Consider the following 19,014-nt stretch of genomic DNA (forward strand, 5'->3'; position numbering starts at 1 on the left):
TCTATGAACTTGGATCTTTCTAAGTGTTAAAAAAATAATTAAAAAAATTATTGTGCTTCCATTCTAGCAAGCCAATCGTTATCATTATCGTCTTTTGATGTATCTGCTGTCACCTGTTGGGGTGGTTCTGGAAATGCAAATGTTGTTTCAGAATCAGTAGGAGGTTCAGGGATTTTACTTTCTCCTGCTTCAATAGGTTCTGAATGCGTGATTATTGATTCGGTTGGTGCTTCTGGAAGAATTGTCTGAACTACTTGTTGTGGTTCAGGTGTCTCCAGATATGAAACGGCGGATTCTTGGATGTCTGGTGTAGGTGGTGCAGATATCTCTGTTACTTCCAATTCAAGATCAGCAATTCTACTCTTTACATTTGAGATTTCAGCTGTTTCGTGTGTAACATGTTCAATTATTTCAGTTGTACATGCTTTCACTGTCTCAAATGTTGCATCAGAGATTTCATTACTCTTGAATTGCACTTTTGCATCAAAGGATAACATTTTTGCAGACTTCATTTGTTCATCTAACTCTGTCAGTCTTGCCTCAAGTTTGGCTTTGATTTCTTTTTCCATTTCATCTAATGATGCAAGTTTTGATTTGTATTTTTCATGAATGATTTCTGCATCCACTTTCATGTCATCATTTTCAGAAACGATATCTATCAATGCCTTTAGACGACGTATTGTTAGTTGCTTTTCACGAATGAGTCTTTGAGAATCGAGTCTCCACTTTGGAATAAAAATAACAACATCGCCTTGCACTACAAGTTGCTCATATTGGATTTGCTGTAATCCTTGAGAACCGCAGTCAATGCCGACGGATTGAATACTTCCGTCAATGTCAGTTATTGTTCCTACGACTTTACCCATGAATGTTCCGTACATGTCTTTGACGTTTTTACCGATTATTTCGATATCGTCGTGGGTCATGTGAGATAGTTTAGAGATTTGTATAACCGACAAAGTGTAAGTAATGTTTTTGGTTTTGGTAAGATTAAATTCACAAACTTCTTTCGGGCAGAATTTAGTAATTTTAAAATTTAGATGCCAAAAAATAGTCTTATGATTCAAAAAGAGGAACTTGACCAAATTTTGAATTTTGTTGCCAGCAGATGGATCGAAACATCAAAAGATCCAAACAGTAAAGCAATGCAAAATCTCCCAAATGATTTCTGGATGAATTCAATTGGCGGAAAAACAGCAAAAAAAGGATTCTGGGTTACAACATTGATGTACACTGAAAACGAAGCTGATGCAGCATCTTTCAAAGAAGTGTTGTTGAGATGGCAAGCAAAAGGTCAAGATAAAAACAGAGACAAAGGTCCCGATCTAATTCAAATTGGTAAAAAGAAATAGACTATTAATAATTGAAATCATACAGGTCGGTATTGTCAGAATTCTCAGATAGTGAAAAAAAAATTTTATCGAATCACTTTTCTAACACAGAAGGAAATGTTTTTGCAATAATTACTCCAAGACAAGTAGATCGTGGAGCATTGATGTCACGATACAGTAGAACTGACAAAAGCATGAGAAGAATATTTCTTGATGAGTTTTTAAAAAATAAAAACAGAGGTGAGGAATTCTACAATAGAGTACTTTTAGAATATGGTGATGACTCTGTTGCAGAATTAGGCGAAGCTCAAATTGCAATTGAAGGATTGTCTAACATCGCAGTAAAAAAAATTGAAGACAGAAGGATTGGATTGTCATACTTGGAAAAATCTTCAAGATATGTTGCATGGAACAAAAAAGAAAAAGGAAAGTATAGATTTTACAGAGATTCAGAAATTACAAAATCAAAATTTGCAGACATGTATGAGGATACATGTAATTTTTCATTTGACGTGTATTCAAAAAACATAGAACCGATGATAAATTATGTAAGAGAAAAATACCCAATAGAAAAATATAGTTTTAAAGATTCAACAGATGGAAAAGAAAAAACATTTTCTAAATTAAAAAACGAATCAGACATAAAATCAGCCAACATGATTTACAAAGGTTCTACAAAAGCTAAAGCACTAGACATACTAAGAGGTCTGCTCCCTGCATCGACTTTAACAAATGTTGGTATCACAGGAAACGGACGTGCATTTGAATATCTGCTAACAGTATTAGGTGCATCTGAACTAAAAGAAGAGCAAGATTTAGCCTCAAAAATCAAAAAAGAACTCGACACTACAATCAAATCGTTTGTTAGAAGAGCAGATGACAAATATGGAAAAGCATTTCAAAAATATCTCAAAGACATCAAAATAAAATCAAAAGTAATTACGAAAAAACAGATAAAATCAAAGCCCACTGTTGGAACATTTACAAAACTTGTTGATAATGAACCAGAAAAAAATGCAATTGATAAAATTATCACCAGTATTATTTATGAGCAATCCCCAAGCACGTCCTATCAGAGCATACTATCACAAGTAAAGAAAATTTCAATTCAAGAAAAAAATAAAATAATCAGTGATTTTTCAAAATTAAGAAAAAACAGGCGACACAGACCATCGAGGGCCTTTGAATCGGTATATTACACATTTGATTTGTGTAATAATTTTGGAATGTTTCGAGATTTTCACAGACATAGAGCTTTAACACTTGAGAGGCAGCTTCTTACCACAGATCACGGATACAGCATTCCTAATGAAATTAAAATTCTTGGAATTGAAAAAGATTTCAAGGATTGCATGCAAAATACAAAAAATACTTTTGATAAAATTCGAACAACGTATCCTGAACAAGCACAATATGTTGTAAACTTTGCATACAACTATCAATATTATATGAAATTCAATCTTCGTGAAGCTTGTCATTTAATTGAATTACGAACGGTACCACAAGGGCATATTGATTACCGACGTGTTGCACAACAAATGTTTCATGAGATTAACAGAGTTCATCCAGTTTTAAGTAAAATTATGAATTTTGTAGATTTAAAGGAGTATGATTTGGAGAGATTTGAATCAGAAAAAAGGACTGAGGAAAAAAGAAAGAAGATGAAAAAATAAGACAATCTACAAATATTGAAAAGTTCTAATTAAATCATGACAGAGAAGATTTCTGAAAATCCTCAAGAGTGGAAAGAGAAATTGACTCCAGATCAATTTGAAATTTGTGTCAATCATGGAACGGAACCTCCATTTTCTGGAAAATACAACAACACAAAACTTGAAGGTTATTTCAAGTGTGTTTGCTGTGGAGAGGAGTTATTTTCGTCAGATGCAAAGTTTGACTCAGGCTCTGGTTGGCCAAGTTTTTGGGAGCCAGTTTCTGAAGAAAAAATAGAATATGTTTCTGATACTGCATATGGAATGATAAGAACTGAAGTAAATTGTAAAAAGTGCGGTGCTCATCTAGGACATGTCTTCGATGATGGTCCCAAGCCTACTAATCAGAGATACTGCATTAACTCAATTTCATTGCAGCATGAAAAAGACCAAGAATAACCCACACTAAGAAAGTGTGTTTTTTGAACAAACAAGAAATTATGAATGGATTTTCTCATGAAAAAATATGAGCAATACAAAATGTGATCATTATTGGTCTCAGAATGGATCGTATTTTTGTATTCATTGTGGCACAGACATCAATAAAATAACAAATCAACATTCTTGAGTATAATTTATTAAAAATCCATCTAGCCTCAAAATTCATTAAAAACAAAAAGGATTTGACTAAGAATATTTATGAAAGCACTAAAGCAATCCAGTCTATGATACAAATGTTAACAAATAGACATTTTCAAAATAATGATTTACCACATAATGTTAGAAAAATAATTTCAAATACGAATGGCCACATGAGTTTGGCATTCAGGGATGAATTGATTTGAGAATAATCCTATGCGGATTTGGCGTTGTAGGTCAAAGTCTTGTAAAATTATTTGAGTCAAGATCAGATGATCTCTATTCAAAATACGGGTTAAAGCCAAGAGTAGTAGGGGTTTTTGATAGTAAAGGAAGTACAGTTGATTCATCAGGATTAGATTTCAACAAACTCATCGAAGTTAAGAAAAAATTTGGCACAGTGAAAAACTATTCAGATAAAAAAAATTCAATGACAGGAGTTGAAATGCTAAAAAATATCGATGCCGATGTTCTAATAGAGACTACTGCCAGTAATTACAAAGATGCAGAACCAGGAATGACTCACATTACTACTGCAATGAAAAAACGGATGCATGTGATTTCGGTAAATAAAGGTCCGCTGGCATTGGCATTTCCATCCCTAATGGAGCTTGCAACATACAATCAAGTGATGTTCAAATTTAGCGGTACTGTTGGTGGCGGAACTCCAATTTTAGATTATGCAAAAAACAGTTTGAGTGGAGAAAGAATAACATCATTTGCAGGAATTCTCAATGGAACTACAAATTACATTTTATCAAACATGTCAACAGGTCTATCATTTGATGATGCCCTAAAGGATGCCAAAAATAAAGGGTATGTCGAAGCTGATGAATCACTAGATTTGGACGGATTAGACGCTGCTGCAAAATTAGTAATTCTTGCAAATTGGATAATGGGAATGAAAGTAACACTTCCAGACATTGATTGTACGGGAATACGTAAAGTTACAACAGACGATATTAAAAAGGCGGAAAAAAATAATTGTTCAGTTAAATTAATTGCATCTTGCAACAAAAAGCTTGTCGTAGGACCAAAGGAAATATCAAATGAGGATCCTCTATGTGTTAACGGAACGCTAAACGCAATTGCTTTTACATCAGAGCATTCAGGTACTCAAACAATTATCGGCAGAGGTGCAGGTGGCATGGAGACTGCCAGTTCCATTCTAAGAGATTTACTAGACATCAGACAAGAGATATCTAGGAATTGAAATCCAACCTAATTTCAAAGAGTGAAACTGCATCACTGCTAAAAACAGTATCTGAAAAATGGAATATGGAGTTTCCCAAAATTAAAAATCTCAAAGTGCATCAAATTTTAGACGATGCCCAAATAATTACAGGTGACGGAATAAAGATTCTCAAAGTGAATGAAGATTATCTGCCATTTTTATCAGAAACTAAAATGCTAGAAAGATTTCCAAGTGTAATGGTTGACATGGGTGCTGTAAAATTCATGTGTAAGGGTGCCAATGTGATGCGCCCAGGAATTAAAAAGTTCACAGAATTTGAAAAAGATCAGCTTGTTTGCATTATCGAGGAATCACAGCACAAGTTTTTAGCAGTCGGTAAGGCAATGGTGCCCAGTTCTGAATTGGAAAAAATGGAAAAAGGCGAAGTCATAAAAAATATTCACTACATCTCAGATAAATTTTGGGAAACAGGAAAAACAATTTACGATTAGATTTATCATTTTATTTTCCTAACAAACTCTTGCAAATTTTTAATGTGTATACCCTCCCAATAGATTTGGTCGCATCCATCACATCTCCAAAATTCATCATGTTCTTCCAGAGTTTTTTCTTTAACTTGATTTATGATTTCAGATTTTTTAATTTTGGATGTTGTGGAATTGCATTTAGGGCATCTTGCACCATCCCCTGAAATTTCACCAAATTCCAAATTTGTTTTTTGTAAAATCTCTTTAAATTGTTCAATCTCATCTTCTTTTGAGATATAGACAGACAAAAGTCCCATTTTGTCTGCGCGCTTAATTAAATTCTGATCTTTTGAAATAATTACTCTGTTTTCATTTTTAGATTTTTCTAATAATTTGACATCATCAATATCGGAGTAATATTTACAATCAAATCCTAAAATACGTAGTTTTTTGGCAATATTGCCAAGCATCGCATCAACAAAAAATAACATTTAGAAACATTATGAGAAAGTTAATTTTATTTTATAGATTCTGTGAATTCTTCAGTACCATCTTTTGTGATTACTAGAATATCTAGACCGTCACCACTTGCTGAATCTCTTAATGCTGCAGAACGAACTGCGCGTTTTGCCAAATCTATTGCCTCATCTTTTGTCATGTTTGGTTTGAATTGAGGATCTAACACACCCAATGCCATTTCTGCACCTGTTCCAACTGCTGCATATTCATCAGGAAGAACAGAGCCGAGTGGATCTAGTGTATACATTATTGGTTTATCCACAACACCCCCAACAATTACCTGAGTAAGTAATGGGAAGTATCTTCGTTCATACATCATATTTGACATCATTTTTGCTACTGTGTTTGGTGGAATGTCTCGTTTTAGCTCCATTTTTCTTATTTTAGCAAGAGCTGCGATTTGCAGTGTCAGAATCTGCATATCTGCCACAAGTCCAGCACATGTTGCACCAACTTTATTTGTTATAGGAAAAGTTTTCTTGGTTGACTTGCTTACTAGGAAATTACCAAATGCAATCCTTTTTTCGCTTGCAAAAACTACGCCACCATCAAAAGTAATCCCAACAGCAGTTGCTCCGGGCATATACATTGACATATTTCAAATAATTTTGCCGCATAATAAAGGGCTTTCTACATTTTACGCGTGAGAGATAAGTAATGTAATTATACTAAAAATTACAGATAGCCATTATGACTACAGCAGAAATTAATGATAAATTTCTAAATGACGTAGTCTTCATGGGGCTAAGATCAGCCTTGGGTGTGATCTTTATTGTTCACGGAGTAGGAAAATTCAATCCAGGATTTTCAAATTTTTTGACAAGTTTGGGAATTCCAGTAGAGATGCAGATTCCAATAGCACTTGCAGAATTGGTTCCAGGAATCTTGCTAATTTTTGGAGTTCTCAGTAGATTTTCTTCAGCACTGATTTCAATCATCATGTTAGGTGCAATATTCTTAGTCAAGGGAGCTCAGAGTCTTACAGGAGATAAAGGAGTAGAAATTGATCTCATTCTATTAGCATCAGCATTAGTAATTATGATTGCAGGACCTGGAAGAATTTCAATTGCACATATAATTAAAAAAATACCCAGATGTATACACTAGGTTTTTCCAAAATTTTGCATAATCAAACAAATGCATTTTGTAGTCTTCTTTAGCAGATCTACTCGAGCAAATTCATTTGGAGAATGAATCTTTGAAAACATGTATGTGCTTCCAATGGAAATGCATGGAGCTTTTAAAATATCAACAAATGGAAACATCGGACCGGTTCCAGCATTTGACACATTGAGGATTGATTTGCCAAAGACTTTGTCTGCAGCTTCCTTTACTTGAGATACAAAAGGGTTTGACGAGTCAGTTCTAGCTGCTGCCTCACCATGATAAATTTTCATTTTGACATCAGAGAAACCTTTTGATTTTAAATGATTTTTTAATCGCATAATCTGTTTTTTAGGGTCCATTTTAGGCACCAATCTAAAATCAATTTTCACTAACGCATTTCCTGGAAGGACTGTTTTTGCACCATCACCAGTATAGCCAGATAGAAACCCTGCGATATTGCATGTTGCGCCACCAACTAAAGCCTTTTTTGCATTCATACCAGTCTTATTTCCCAAGAAAGATTTTATTCCAAATTCATTTTTGAATACTTTTTCATCAAATGGTTCATTTCGAATAATTTCCAGGTCTTTTTTTGAAAATGCTGCAACTTCTTTGTACCAGTCTTTAATGAGAATTTTCCCATCAGAATCACGCAGTGATTTGACAGCTTCAATCAATTGCCATGCAGGATTTTTTATTAAAACAGCTAAACTAGAGTGGGCATCTATGTTTGATTCAGTTACAGATAATTCTACAAATAGCAGTCCTTTCATTCCAAGACCAATGATTGGCCTATTTTTTGAATCCACATACCCAAATTCCCAAATCACACCATCGCAAGAAAATTTCTTTTTGTATTTTTTCAAGTACTCTTCTATATGAGCACTTCCTGTCTCTTCTTCTCCTTCAATTAGAAATTTAATGTTACATGGTACATCCCCTGTTGTTTTCAAGCAGGCATCTACTGCTTTGATTCTAGTGATTAATTCACCCTTGTCATCAGTTGCGCCCCTTCCAAAAATTTTGTTTCCTTTTCTTTTTCCACTGAACGGTGGATCATCCCATAAATCAAATGGTTCAGCAGGTTGAACGTCATAGTGATTGTAAAACATCAAAGTTTTCGAGGGGTTTTGTTTTGACTTTATTTCTCCGTAGACTAGTGGCGCAACGCCTTTTTTCAATCTCAAGATTTCAGAATTTATTCCAGATTTTTTCAGTATTTTTGAAACAAGAATTGCACATTCTTCAATACCCTCATTTTTTGCAGAAACACTGGGCTGTCTAATCATCATTTGTAGATCAGATATCAAATTTTCCATATTGGAGTCTACATGTTTTAGAGCATTCATACTAGTCACACAATTTTATCAAATGGCTTCATTGCAGTAGGAATTTCATCTAGTAGATCCATAGAAGTCATATGCAATCCTAATTTCTTTTGAACTGCCTTTCCTGCCAAGCCATTGATGAAAGTAGCTGCTGCTGCAGATTCCAAAGGATTTCTATTCTTTGAGAGCAAACCTGCAACCAATCCCGAAAGAACGTCACCTGTTCCTCCCACAGTCATTGCAGGAATTTTTTTCGTATAAAGAAAGGTGGTAGTTCCATTTGATATGACATCAGTTGCACCTTTTAGTAAAACAACGATTCCATGTTCTTTAGCTTTTTTCTCTACAAGTTTTATTCGCTCATTTTTTGAGTTTGATGGTGCTTCTCCAAACAATCTCTTAAATTCACCAGCATGTGGTGTTACTACTACATTTTTGTTTGCAAGTAAAGGCAATACTTCAGGAATTAAAGCACTGGCATCAAGAGACAACCTTACATCACGATCTAAAAGAGATTTTACAAGATGCAGTAAAGAGTTTCTTTCTTGTATTGCAAGACCCATCCCAATTGTAGCAGAATCAAGATTCCGAGGCAATGCCCCCAACAGCTTGTTAACTGCACCACGAGTTAACTTTTGATCAACTAAGGGAATTACAATAAGATTTGGGGATACAGACCTAGTTGGAGATACATTGATGTTTGGAACAGAGGTGTAAACTAAATCAGTGCCACACCTGAGTGCTGCAATTGAGGAAAGTATTGGAGCACCATGATAGATGTAGCTACCCCCAATTACCAGAACTATCCCATTGTCACCTTTACGAGATTTTGCTTTTCTAGCTGGAATGAATTTTTTTACTATTGATAATGTGAGAGCTTTTGTAACCATTACAACATACCATAAAAAACAGATGAATAAAACTTGTTTTGAATAAATTAACGGCTAGAATGATTTTTTACTTGTTTTCTTGGAAGGTTTTTTTGTAGATTTCTTTACAGATTGAGTTTTTTTGACGACTTTTACAGAGCTAGTTTTTTTAGGAATTTGTCTTGACTCCCTATCAAAAAATGCTTTTCTAGCAAAACATAGGTATGTGGTATGTCCAATACCCTGAAAAGAATGACGAGTTTTTCCCTCTCTTGCTTCAATAGTACGTAAAATATGTTCAGTTGATTCTATATCAGTAAATTCATTATCTACAAGTGCCATAGTTAATTTCTCTAATTGGTTCATTGTAGGACAAATTGCAAAAATACTTCCACTGCCTTTTAGCATCTTTCTGACTTGAGGGATGACAATCCAAGGATCACCTAAATCAATTAAAGCAACATCCATATCTTCTAGTGGCAGTTTTTTTGCAGTTTTTAGATCTAGATTATGTTGTGTTACATACTTTGAGACTCCAGCTTTTTTGATATTTTTTTCTGCAATCTTCATAAAGTTTTCATCAACATCAAAGGTGTAAACATGTCCGCGTGGCTTTACAATGTTTGCAACAAAAGAAGTAAGTGAGCCACTACCAGTCCCAATCTCTAAAATCTTTTGACCATCACCAATTCCAGCTCTTGCTACTATGTATCCCAAATCTTTTGGATATACTATTTGTGTACCATGTTGAATTTTCATCACGTAATCAAACATTGTAGGTTCCAGAAGGTAGACGTACTTGTCTTTGTTTGTGATTAATCTGGAGCCATATTCTTTTCCAATTGCATCAGAATGTTTTATTACACCAATGTGAGTGTGAAATGATTCTTTTTTTGAAATTTTTGCAAGCCATTTTTTAGAATGATTATAGTAAAACAGAACTGGCGAGTTTTGCTTTATTTTTGCCATGAATTTTCCCTCAAAATTTTAGATAAGAATCTACTGGTTATTTCAAAGTTTTATCTACTTGACAAACCAAATAATTGTGCTGATGATTATTTCAACGGGTTCTCTCTGATTTTCCTCAAATTTGATGAATATTGCCGAATTATGAAGCTATTTCTTACTAATACAACAGCATCATTTCAAAAAAATCAGTTTTGATCCAATATGCAATCTAGATCCTACGTTTAGAAAATTAACCTAAAAGTAATAATTTTTGGCCCCGATTTTTTAACAAAAACAGGATTCTAATATCATCATTGAGTCAGAGACATCTCGCGGTGTTAGCTGGAAGAGCCCAATGCTCACATAAACTAGTTAATACATTTCAGAGTCTCCAAAGTAAAGGAGACTGACTTTTTTTCCGTAGGAAATATCAAAAATCAATCAGTATTTTAATGCCAACAAAGACATCAGAGAAGATGACTAAGGTTCAATTAGCAGGTTCAGGTGGATGGGTAAATGCAGATCTGACAGATGAACAAATTACCAAATCAAAACTCGTTCCAAACATAGACAAGCATTTTTTGGCATCACTTGAAAAACTTGACACAACAAAAATGTTAAAATATTTTTGTAAACAATGCAACTCTGAATTTGATGGTCCAACTCAGATTCAAATTGAAGAGAAACCAAATGAGGCAGTAGCAGACGGACTAACATTGATTGAAAGAGGGCAATACACATGTCACAAATGCAATTCAATCATTGGCGAATACAGAGTATTTCAGAAAAAAGAAGAATAACCACATCATTCTAAATTTTTTCGTATTTTTTACAGCCTAAATAATGCGTATTCATTAAATAAAGCAGTTTTTTAGAAACATCATGGCAAATCAAAAATGCGTATCATGTGGAATAGGCTTCTTTTCTCCAACGGGTTCAGACAAATGTTCCAGATGCTCAGGTAAAGAATCCCAAGGACATGAAGGTCATGATTCCTGTGGTTGTGGACACAGCCATTAATTCCTTTTTTCTATTACACGCATATATTGCACATTAGTGAATTTCATTCATGGTAAAAACTTCTGAAGAAATGAAAAGACTAGTAGAAGATTATATCAAAATTACCAATATCAAATACGAAGATCAAACAGAAAAAGTTAGAGAGAAAAGCAAGGTTGTAGAATGGCAATTCCACATAGGAGCAAATGTGATTGTCAGCAAAAACACCAACAGAGATGATAGAATTCAAGTAAATGTAAACATGAGGTTTCCTCCAGAAGATGCAAAGCTGTTAGTTTTGAAAAACCCATCATTTTCAAAAGCAATAATGGAGATTAGTGAAATTTGCACAACATGTGGCGTAGGACATCAATGGATGAAAGACAAAGAGGACATCATAGGATTAGCAATTTTTTCACATGTAGATGAACAGGTTTTAGATAGAATTTCGTTTCACAGTACCTGGGACAATGTTGCCAGAGTCTCAGGACATGCACAAAAAATACTACGTGCAAATTTTAGTGGTTTTCCAACACCAAACACTACTGATGACACAATAGACAAATCAATGTATGGCTAAAACCCTACTGTTTTTTTAAAATCTCACATTTAGGACATTTGAATCCATTTGTCTTATCACCACAGGATTCACAATGGAGGTTTATTTTGACATAATCATACTTTGATGTTTCAGTATATTTTCTCGACAGTACTATGAATAAAACAATCCCAAGTGCGATACCAATCCATAATAAAACCATCAGAGATAATGTCAAGTAATTTGAATTAAGTCAGAATGTTTTCAGAATGGACAAACAAATTTTGAGAAAATTAAAAAGTTCTTTTCAACATAAAGTGTAAAAAAGAATTTTTTTGCTTTATTGAGAAAACAGAGTATTATCTTACCAACGATAAAATAGTTAGTAATAAGCAGATTATCATGAAAGAAATTTCGATAGAATCACTACTAAAAAGTATGAATCAAGAGAACAATTATGAAGATGATTTATGGAAAACATGTCTTGATGAGAAAGGAAAAAGGTACAGAAGAAAAGAAATTACAAGCTCATTAAGAAAATTAGAAAGACTAGGATTCATTAAAAGAACCAAAATTTCATCCACAGACATTCATTATAATAAATTGTCATATTCAAATTCTGATGATTTTGTGGGATTTGTTAATGATTTTATGTTTACCAATGAATCCAAAATTAAAGAGGTTTTAAAAAAATTAGAATATAAAAAAATATTTGTAGACATCTCAAAGGATCTAAATTCCTTCAAGGTTGCACCACAAAGCAAAGAAAATTTTGACAAATTACTGGGTGCATTCTCAAATTTAGCAGAGCTTGGATCAGCAGTACAATTAGTTTCCAAAACAAGTAAAGATGAGAGTCTAAAAAGAAACTTGAAAAAATGCCATTCAGAAATTATGGAAACACTTGATCAAACAAAGGAGCAGATCATCAAAGAGCGAAAATCAAACGAGATGATTGTTCTTCAGAGACGCTTTGCAGGAAGAGTCCCAAAGTCAGGGTTTCTCAAACTTTGAAGTTTGGGATCAGTAGGGGTTTAGATCTCAAAAGCAGGATTATTGAGAAAAATCTTGATGGGCAATATACAAAATTTTTATACTAGTTTTATTTTGCAGCATTATGAAATGTCAATGCACCAATGATTCATTGTGTATGTTTCACTATTCTGTAAAAAATCCAGATTCAATTAAACCAAAAAACTGAGTTCCATGCATTTTAGGATGCTAAAGAATTCTTTTTTATCATTATTAATTTTCAAAAAAAATGGTATCAAAAATAGAAGGCCAAACCTGAATGTGTTTTTCTAGGAATAAAATATGATGAATTTCTTTCTATAATGGTTGCAAAATGATTGAATGCCATCCAGTAGAGAAGCCCTCATATCCAGCAGATTTAGAATGAGCCAGTATTGCTTCAGAATCATCAATTGGGATTATTTTAAAGCATTTTTTCTTATCAAATGAGGATTCTAAGTAATTCTCAAAAGCAAAGTTTTTCTGAATAGTATTTTCAGATAATTTTTTTCTATCAGAATCCAGTATTAGTAATTTAGTTGAATTTAATTCATTTTCACGAAGAGGGGTCTGATCAAAAATAGTTTTTATGAATCGCTCCCAATCAAATACAATTCCAAGAATTCCTATTACCTCATTTGATTTTTTTCCATCCCTATGAATTTTTGAAGAAAACATTAGTTTAGTCGCGGTGTCAGATTCTGAAGTTTTGTGAATGATGTCAAAACCATATTCCTGCTCAGAATTTTTTAACATATTTTTAAACCAGGGTGAATCCTTGACAGTTTTTTCTGTATTTTCAGAAGATCCATTTGAGATTATATTTCCATTCATATCACACACAACGATATCTTGATAGACAGTATAAAATTTCAATATTGTACCTAGTCTCAAATTTAAGAAATCAATGTTCTCGTCTGTTTTCTCAGTTAATGCTTTTACAATACTGCATTCAGTTGACCACCACTGAACATCTGCTGTCCTTTCATATAATGCCCTATCAACTAAATCAATATTTGTAAATGACAGATTAGTTAATCTTGCACCTCTGATTTCTTTAGAATTTGAAGTGATAAATGAATAAAGTTCGGAGAGTTTTTTCTGTGTATTTGAATCCATATTAGAAGTAATATCAGATGTTGTTTTAGAAAGATCAGCCATAAATTTCGATATCACACTAAAACCTCTCCCGGCATCTCCAACCTTAGCAGATTCAATAGCAGCATTAAGGGACAATATGTGAGTATCATCGTTAATTTTTTCAATTTCAAATATTGCCTTTTTTGTTTCATCTGAGAGATTTGAAATTAATTCAACTACAGATTCGAGTGATTCATTATTACTATTAGAGAAATCATGAATTTGAGAATCATCATCCATGTCCTGAATGATTAGTGAATGCCATTTTTCAGATTTGTATCCTTCAAAACCAGGGGATAATGCATGGCATACTAATTTTTTATGAAAGTTTTTCTCAATAATTGCAAATCTTTTCTCTTTTTTGAATAGTTCATCTCTTCCAGAAAACTGCATGTTTTGTTCAAGAATACGTTCTTTAGTATCAGATATCACATTCCCGTCATCATCACAGATCAGAACTCTTGTTTTGTCAATCTCATCAGGAAGTAATGGGGTGTCGTTCATTATTCGTTGAGCAAAATCCTTCCATTTGAAAATGGCTCCGAGTACGCCAATTACCCGTTTCTCAGGATCTCCGGATTCATGAAGTTTACAAGAAAAAACCATTGTAAAATCATCATTAATTGCAGGTGACTTGTGAACTGTATCAGAGCCATACTCTTCCCCATTTTTAGTATTCATTGCAGATGTAAACCATGGTTTATCAGAGAAATTTCTACCAGTAAGACGAAATTGATCATCTCCTGATACAATGCAAAACCCGTTTACATCACACAAAATTAGATCATGGTAAACTGTGTATGATTTTAAAATTACGCCAAGTCTATGTTTTGCATCAGCAATAGTAGAATCATTCCTTTCAATTAAAGATTTTATCAAAATATCATCAGTCGCCCACCAACGAATATCTGCTGCACGTTCAAACAAGTTTCTGTCAACTAGTCGGATATTAGTTAAAGCAAAATTTGCCAGTCTGTTTCCCTGTATGCTGATAGACTTTGTTTTTATTACTTGTGAAATATTTTCAATTTCTTGAATTGTTTCTTGTTCCATTTTGTTAATTACATCATCAGTTTTTCTACTCAAATCATCAATTGATTCGGAGACTACCAAAAAATTTCTTCCAGCATCACCAGCACGATTTGCCTCGATTTTTGCAGTGGTAGATAGCATACTAGTTTGCCTAGTGATTTCTTTAGTAGATTTCAGGGCTCGGTTTATCTCATTTCCAATATCAGATGTCTGATCCACCACTTGCTTGAAAAAATTATCTTTTTTCTCTTTAATTTCATCTGTGGGGATTGTTTGAGATGTGCTCATAATGAGATGATATTATCGAATGAACATAATTACAAGTTTAACCAATATGAACAAACATTGCATAAGATTCAAAAAAATTCCAATAGTTAGGACAAAAATTAAGAAAATATATGAAATTACAAAAAAATTAGAAACATATGATTTTTTGAGAGGCTAGCTGCTAAATAATGATGTAGAGTCAACATCAGAGCCAATTGAGAGGTCAGAATATTTCTCAGGATTCAGAGAATAGCAGACTTGGGGTTCAAATTGAACAACATGGGATTTTTTTTCGGACAATGATTTAGCCTTTGGAGAGGAGTTTTCTTTTGTGATTTTCTGAATTATTGAGTTTTTGATTTCTGATTTTGTAGGTTCATCAGTGATGTAAGAAGCTGTTCCTTTGAACTGATATCCTTCCAAATCGCTTTTGTTAAAAACGGAGATTGTCACATATGGATTTACTTGAATATTCTTGAATGATTTGTGTTCAAAAAAATCTAGCCAATATATTGCATCTTCTTCTACTTTGAAGAAAATTCTCGGAGACATATTTACAAATTTAGTTCCTCCAATAGTCCCGACTACAAAAATACCTTGATTATCAATAAATTCTCTGATAGAATCAGGGATTTTTACCATGATAAAATTTAAATCTTTATTGTATTAAAGACAGCGGCAATTCCAATGAATAAAAACAGATCCGTTATATTTGTAAAAGGAGTAATCATTACATGAGCATACATTGTGAATGCGGTATTTGTGGACATGGTGCAGAAAAAGAATGTATAACCAAAGGATGTCAGTGCTGTACAAACTTCCACATACGTTCAGGATAAAACTTTGTTAAATTTTTGGAAAAGTAATTAGAGATTTTATTCACGAAAATAAATTAATCTTAATTTAGAATATTTCATGAATGTCAAAAATGAGATTCAAACTAACATACTTTAATTTATGACATCAAGTTATGATTTACATGAGTTCAAAGGATGAGAAATTTCTAATCATAGCTTTTCCTAGTGTGGGGTTGGTAGGAGCGTTTGCTATATCATACCTTACAGCTCAATTAGAAATGAAAGACATTGGCGAATTAGAAATTTCAGAGATATCGCCATCGTATGTAATTGAGAAGGGAGAAGCCTATGGACCTGTCAGGATATATAATAAGGATAATATTTATGCAATTTTAGCAGGAATTCCCATAAATCTTCTCTCCACATATGAGTTAATTAAAAAATCATTAGATTTTGCAAAAAGCAACAACATTACCAAAATAATCATTCCAAGAGGACTAGAAGTGGATAAAAATTTTATAGGAAGTCCTGTCACATATGGACTTGCAGTCAACAAGAATTCAAAATCACTGCTAGAGGAATTTGGTTTGTCACCTGTTTCAGGAGCTACAGTATTTGGCCCTGACGCAAGTGTAATTTCTGCGTTAAAAAAATCAGATGTGCCGGGAATTATTTTGTACACTACCTGCCGAATGATGATGCCCGATGATGATGCAATCATAAAATCAATTAAGACGTTATCAGACATCATCAAAGTCAAGGTTGATACTGAAAAGTTCGAGGAACGCCTGGAGAAAATCAACAAGGCGAATCAGAAAATGATAGAAGATACTAAAAAATATTATGAGAACATGCCTGGAAGATCTGCTGCTATGCCAACACCAGGAATTGGTTAAGCATTAGAAAAAAACAAATTTCCAACAAATTTTCCAACCTAGCCCATAAACTCTATTCTATCGGATTCCAAAATCATGCAAATGTCCCAAGGGGTGATTACTTGGTCTCGAAAAATTACATAGGGATGAGGCATAACATACATCATCTTTGATATTTCTGTCAAATTCAAATCTTTTGAAACTTTTACAGTTTCTTCGAGTTTGAATGATTCTTCAAATTTTCTTTCTAAAAATTTTACATCTCTAAAAAAATCAAAATCCTTTGCAATGCTTTCAATTAATAGACGATCACTAATGAAGTAATTCGTATCTTTTAACAATAATTTTCGAGTGTTATTTTTTAGCATTAATTCAATGATTTCTTTAATTGAGTTGTCTTTTTCAAAGGAAACTACGTTTTTTGTTGGAAATTCAGATATAGTAAAATCTGAAACACAGTTTGCACCAATTTCTAAGAGTTTCCTTCCAGATATTGCAGAATAGCCCCCCAAATGATTTGGAATTATAGAGAATGCGCGTCGAGTACTCTTCCAAGTAGTGAGAAGTTCACCAAGTGTAGATGCCTCAGATAAAATTACCAAATCCTTATCAAAAATTTCTTCAACAGTAGTATTATCAAAGAAATTCGAAGTTGGATTTTTATAGATATTTTCAATTATTTCTTTTCCCCCTATTACTCCAATTGGTACTTCATCGCCTTCGGTAACTACGAGAGAGTCAGTAAAGGATTCCAAATAATGGATAAGCATGCCTGTTGCCACCCACATTTTATTTTCTTTTCTAATGCTAACAGCAGGAGTAGATGTAAATGTTAAAGGAAGAAGTTCTTGCAGGGTTTTACTAGTGATACTCAAGTATAATCATTATTTTAAAGCGAGTTAAATATTTAGACAAACATATGATTCTCAAAAATGGAATTGAGTTTATTCAAATTCACTCAGCAATCTAGAGAGTAATGTGAAAACAGAGCAAACCAGAGAACAAACATAATTCAGCATAGACATATCATATTATACAGTGAAATTCAGAGTTCAAACCAGCAGAATGGTATCAAAGAAGGATGCAATTTCATTTCATAAAAAACTAAACGGAAAGATATTCATCGAAAGTAAAATCCCAAAGATAACAAATGAAAATCTCCAGTTAATCTATACTCCAGGTGTTGCAGAAGTATGCACTGAAATTTTCAAACATCCAAAATCAAAATACGAGTTAACAAGCAAAGCAAACAATGTTGCCATAATTACTGATGGTACAAGAATTTTAGGGCTTGGAGACATTGGCCCTGATGCGGCATTGCCTGTAATGGAAGGAAAATCAGTACTATATAGAAAATATGGAAAAATTAACGCATTTCCAATATGTCTTGCAACAAAAGAAAAAGAAAAAATTATTGAAACAATATTGGCAATAGAGCCAGTATTCGGAGCAATTAATCTTGAAGATATTGAATCGCCCAAAGTATTAGACATATCAAAAGAGATAGCAAAAAAATTAGCCATACCAGTTTTTCACGATGATAGACATGGAACTGCAGTTGTAACATTAGCAGGGCTTTTAAATTCATTAAAGATTGTTGAGAAAAAAATATCAAAGATCAAAGTAGTAATTGCAGGAGCAGGTTCAGCAGGATACTGCATTGCAAAATTGCTTCATTATTCTGGATGCCAAAATATCATAATACTTGACTCTAAAGGTGCAATCTACAAGAACAGAAAAATAAACATGGATGAATACAAGAAAGAATTAACCAAATTTACAAATAAAAACGAAAAAGGACAATTATCAGAGACAATAAAAAATGCAGATGTGTTCATCGGAGTATCAGGAATTAAAAACCTTCTAAAACCTGAAATGATCAAAGAGATGAATCAAAATGCCATAGTGTTTGCTCTTACTAATCCTCACCCAGAGATTGATCCGGTTGTCGCAAAAAAGTCAGGTGCAAGAATTATTGCAACGGGAAGTTTCAGATATGAAAACAAAATAAACAACGCCATTGTATTTCCGTATTTGATGAGAGCCATTCTAGATTTGAAAATAAAGAAAATTACTCTAAAGATATTGCATGCCACCGCTTTTGCCATCGCAGGAACAATTCCAGAGAGAAAACTCTCAGAAAAATTTATCATCCCATCAATAGATGAAAAAACACTTCAAAAATGCATCACCAAGACTTTAGAAAAAATTAAACAATAAGTAATTAGATGAATTCCAACCAAAATTTCAAAAAAATAGCACCGTATTTTTGTAAAGTAAGGTTTATTGGTTTAAGATAA

General features: G+C 33.3%; 21 protein-coding genes. 12 read left to right on the top strand and 9 right to left on the bottom strand.

From position 1 onward, the window contains the following. Positions 1-47 precede the first annotated feature (47 nt). Complete coding sequence (locus tag C6990_RS04705; RefSeq protein ID WP_182128858.1) at positions 48-926, bottom strand: CdvA-like protein; 879 nt, start codon at positions 924-926, stop codon at positions 48-50. 132 nt (positions 927-1,058) lie between these two features. On the opposite strand from C6990_RS04705, the gene C6990_RS04710 reads away from it, so the two are divergent. From C6990_RS04710 to C6990_RS04730, 5 genes are all read left to right on the top strand, one after another. Beyond that, positions 1,059-1,352 (top strand): hypothetical protein, encoded by a 294-nt coding sequence (locus C6990_RS04710; protein ID WP_182128860.1) that lies wholly within the window; start codon positions 1,059-1,061, stop codon positions 1,350-1,352. Positions 1,353-1,384: 32 nt separating this feature from the next. Further along, entirely contained in the window at positions 1,385-3,004 is a 1,620-nt protein-coding gene (locus C6990_RS04715) for an FAD-dependent thymidylate synthase (RefSeq protein ID WP_182128863.1), read from the top strand. 36 nt (positions 3,005-3,040) lie between these two features. Beyond that, a complete protein-coding gene (gene msrB, locus C6990_RS04720) occupies positions 3,041-3,442 on the top strand; it encodes a peptide-methionine (R)-S-oxide reductase MsrB (RefSeq protein ID WP_182128865.1) in 402 nt (133 codons plus the stop codon). A gap of 382 nt (positions 3,443-3,824) precedes the next feature. Beyond that, a complete protein-coding gene (locus C6990_RS04725; protein WP_182128867.1) occupies positions 3,825-4,835 on the top strand; it encodes a homoserine dehydrogenase in 1,011 nt (336 codons plus the stop codon). Further along, positions 4,832-5,308, top strand: a complete 477-nt coding sequence (locus tag C6990_RS04730) for a PUA domain-containing protein (RefSeq protein WP_182128869.1) — start codon at positions 4,832-4,834, stop codon at positions 5,306-5,308. Before C6990_RS04725 ends, C6990_RS04730 begins: the two co-directional genes overlap by 4 nt. A gap of 5 nt (positions 5,309-5,313) precedes the next feature. On the opposite strand, the gene C6990_RS04735 is transcribed toward C6990_RS04730, so the two are convergent. Both C6990_RS04735 and C6990_RS04740 read right to left on the bottom strand, forming a co-directional pair. Then, the gene (locus C6990_RS04735; RefSeq protein ID WP_182128871.1) at positions 5,314-5,775 is read right to left on the bottom strand and encodes a Mut7-C RNAse domain-containing protein; all 462 of its coding nucleotides are present in this window, start codon (positions 5,773-5,775) and stop codon (positions 5,314-5,316) included. A gap of 26 nt (positions 5,776-5,801) precedes the next feature. Further along, complete coding sequence (locus C6990_RS04740) at positions 5,802-6,398, bottom strand: Ntn hydrolase family protein (RefSeq protein ID WP_237089225.1); 597 nt, start codon at positions 6,396-6,398, stop codon at positions 5,802-5,804. A 95-nt stretch (positions 6,399-6,493) separates the two neighbouring features. Here C6990_RS04740 and C6990_RS04745 point away from each other — a divergent pair, with 95 nt between their 5' ends. Further along, complete coding sequence (locus tag C6990_RS04745; protein WP_182128873.1) at positions 6,494-6,910, top strand: DoxX family protein; 417 nt, start codon at positions 6,494-6,496, stop codon at positions 6,908-6,910. Here the strand turns inward: C6990_RS04745 and C6990_RS04750 are convergent. From C6990_RS04750 to C6990_RS04760, 3 genes are read right to left on the bottom strand one after another with little or no spacing between them, the layout of a single operon-like run. Continuing rightward, the gene (locus tag C6990_RS04750; protein ID WP_182128875.1) at positions 6,907-8,259 is read right to left on the bottom strand and encodes a M20/M25/M40 family metallo-hydrolase; all 1,353 of its coding nucleotides are present in this window, start codon (positions 8,257-8,259) and stop codon (positions 6,907-6,909) included. The two genes, C6990_RS04745 and C6990_RS04750, sit on opposite strands and share 4 nt — an antisense overlap. Positions 8,260-8,264: 5 nt before the next feature. Further along, positions 8,265-9,128, bottom strand: coding sequence for an NAD(P)H-hydrate dehydratase (locus tag C6990_RS04755; RefSeq protein WP_182128877.1), 864 nt, complete (start codon positions 9,126-9,128; stop codon positions 8,265-8,267). Between the two features lie 54 nt (positions 9,129-9,182). Further along, a complete protein-coding gene (locus C6990_RS04760; RefSeq protein WP_182128879.1) occupies positions 9,183-10,076 on the bottom strand; it encodes a tRNA (adenine-N1)-methyltransferase in 894 nt (297 codons plus the stop codon). A 455-nt stretch (positions 10,077-10,531) separates the two neighbouring features. On the opposite strand from C6990_RS04760, the gene C6990_RS04765 reads away from it, so the two are divergent. The 4 genes from C6990_RS04765 to C6990_RS04780 all read left to right on the top strand — a co-directional run bounded on the left by C6990_RS04765 (position 10,532) and on the right by C6990_RS04780 (position 12,606). Next, positions 10,532-10,855, top strand: coding sequence for a hypothetical protein (locus C6990_RS04765; protein ID WP_182128881.1), 324 nt, complete (start codon positions 10,532-10,534; stop codon positions 10,853-10,855). 82 nt (positions 10,856-10,937) lie between these two features. Then, on the top strand, positions 10,938-11,075 hold the full coding sequence (locus C6990_RS04770; protein ID WP_182128883.1) for a hypothetical protein: 138 nt from the start codon (positions 10,938-10,940) through the stop codon (positions 11,073-11,075). A 49-nt stretch (positions 11,076-11,124) separates the two neighbouring features. Further along, entirely contained in the window at positions 11,125-11,634 is a 510-nt protein-coding gene (locus tag C6990_RS04775) for a hypothetical protein (protein ID WP_182128886.1), read from the top strand. A 360-nt stretch (positions 11,635-11,994) separates the two neighbouring features. Further along, a complete protein-coding gene (locus tag C6990_RS04780; protein WP_182128888.1) occupies positions 11,995-12,606 on the top strand; it encodes a hypothetical protein in 612 nt (203 codons plus the stop codon). A gap of 315 nt (positions 12,607-12,921) precedes the next feature. Here C6990_RS04780 and C6990_RS04785 read toward each other — a convergent pair whose 3' ends face one another. Together C6990_RS04785 and C6990_RS04790 are read right to left on the bottom strand one after the other, a co-directional pair. After that, positions 12,922-15,063 carry a methyl-accepting chemotaxis protein gene (locus tag C6990_RS04785; RefSeq protein WP_182128890.1) on the bottom strand — a complete coding sequence of 714 codons (2,142 nt, stop codon included), beginning with the start codon at positions 15,061-15,063 and terminating at the stop codon, positions 12,922-12,924. A gap of 153 nt (positions 15,064-15,216) precedes the next feature. Then, complete coding sequence (locus tag C6990_RS04790) at positions 15,217-15,684, bottom strand: pyridoxamine 5'-phosphate oxidase family protein (RefSeq protein WP_182128892.1); 468 nt, start codon at positions 15,682-15,684, stop codon at positions 15,217-15,219. A 337-nt stretch (positions 15,685-16,021) separates the two neighbouring features. Here C6990_RS04790 and C6990_RS04795 point away from each other — a divergent pair, with 337 nt between their 5' ends. Beyond that, the gene (locus C6990_RS04795) at positions 16,022-16,735 is read left to right on the top strand and encodes a proteasome assembly chaperone family protein (RefSeq protein ID WP_182128895.1); all 714 of its coding nucleotides are present in this window, start codon (positions 16,022-16,024) and stop codon (positions 16,733-16,735) included. A 38-nt stretch (positions 16,736-16,773) separates the two neighbouring features. On the opposite strand, the gene C6990_RS04800 is transcribed toward C6990_RS04795, so the two are convergent. Beyond that, positions 16,774-17,589 carry a CBS domain-containing protein gene (locus tag C6990_RS04800; protein ID WP_255465208.1) on the bottom strand — a complete coding sequence of 272 codons (816 nt, stop codon included), beginning with the start codon at positions 17,587-17,589 and terminating at the stop codon, positions 16,774-16,776. 190 nt (positions 17,590-17,779) lie between these two features. Between C6990_RS04800 and C6990_RS04805 the strand changes: the two genes are divergently transcribed. Continuing rightward, complete coding sequence (locus C6990_RS04805; protein ID WP_182128897.1) at positions 17,780-18,934, top strand: NAD(P)-dependent malic enzyme; 1,155 nt, start codon at positions 17,780-17,782, stop codon at positions 18,932-18,934. Positions 18,935-19,014: the final 80 nt, after the last annotated feature.

This window comes from Nitrosopumilus sp. b3 (assembly GCF_014078525.1).
Taxonomy (GTDB): domain Archaea; phylum Thermoproteota; class Nitrososphaeria; order Nitrososphaerales; family Nitrosopumilaceae; genus Nitrosopumilus.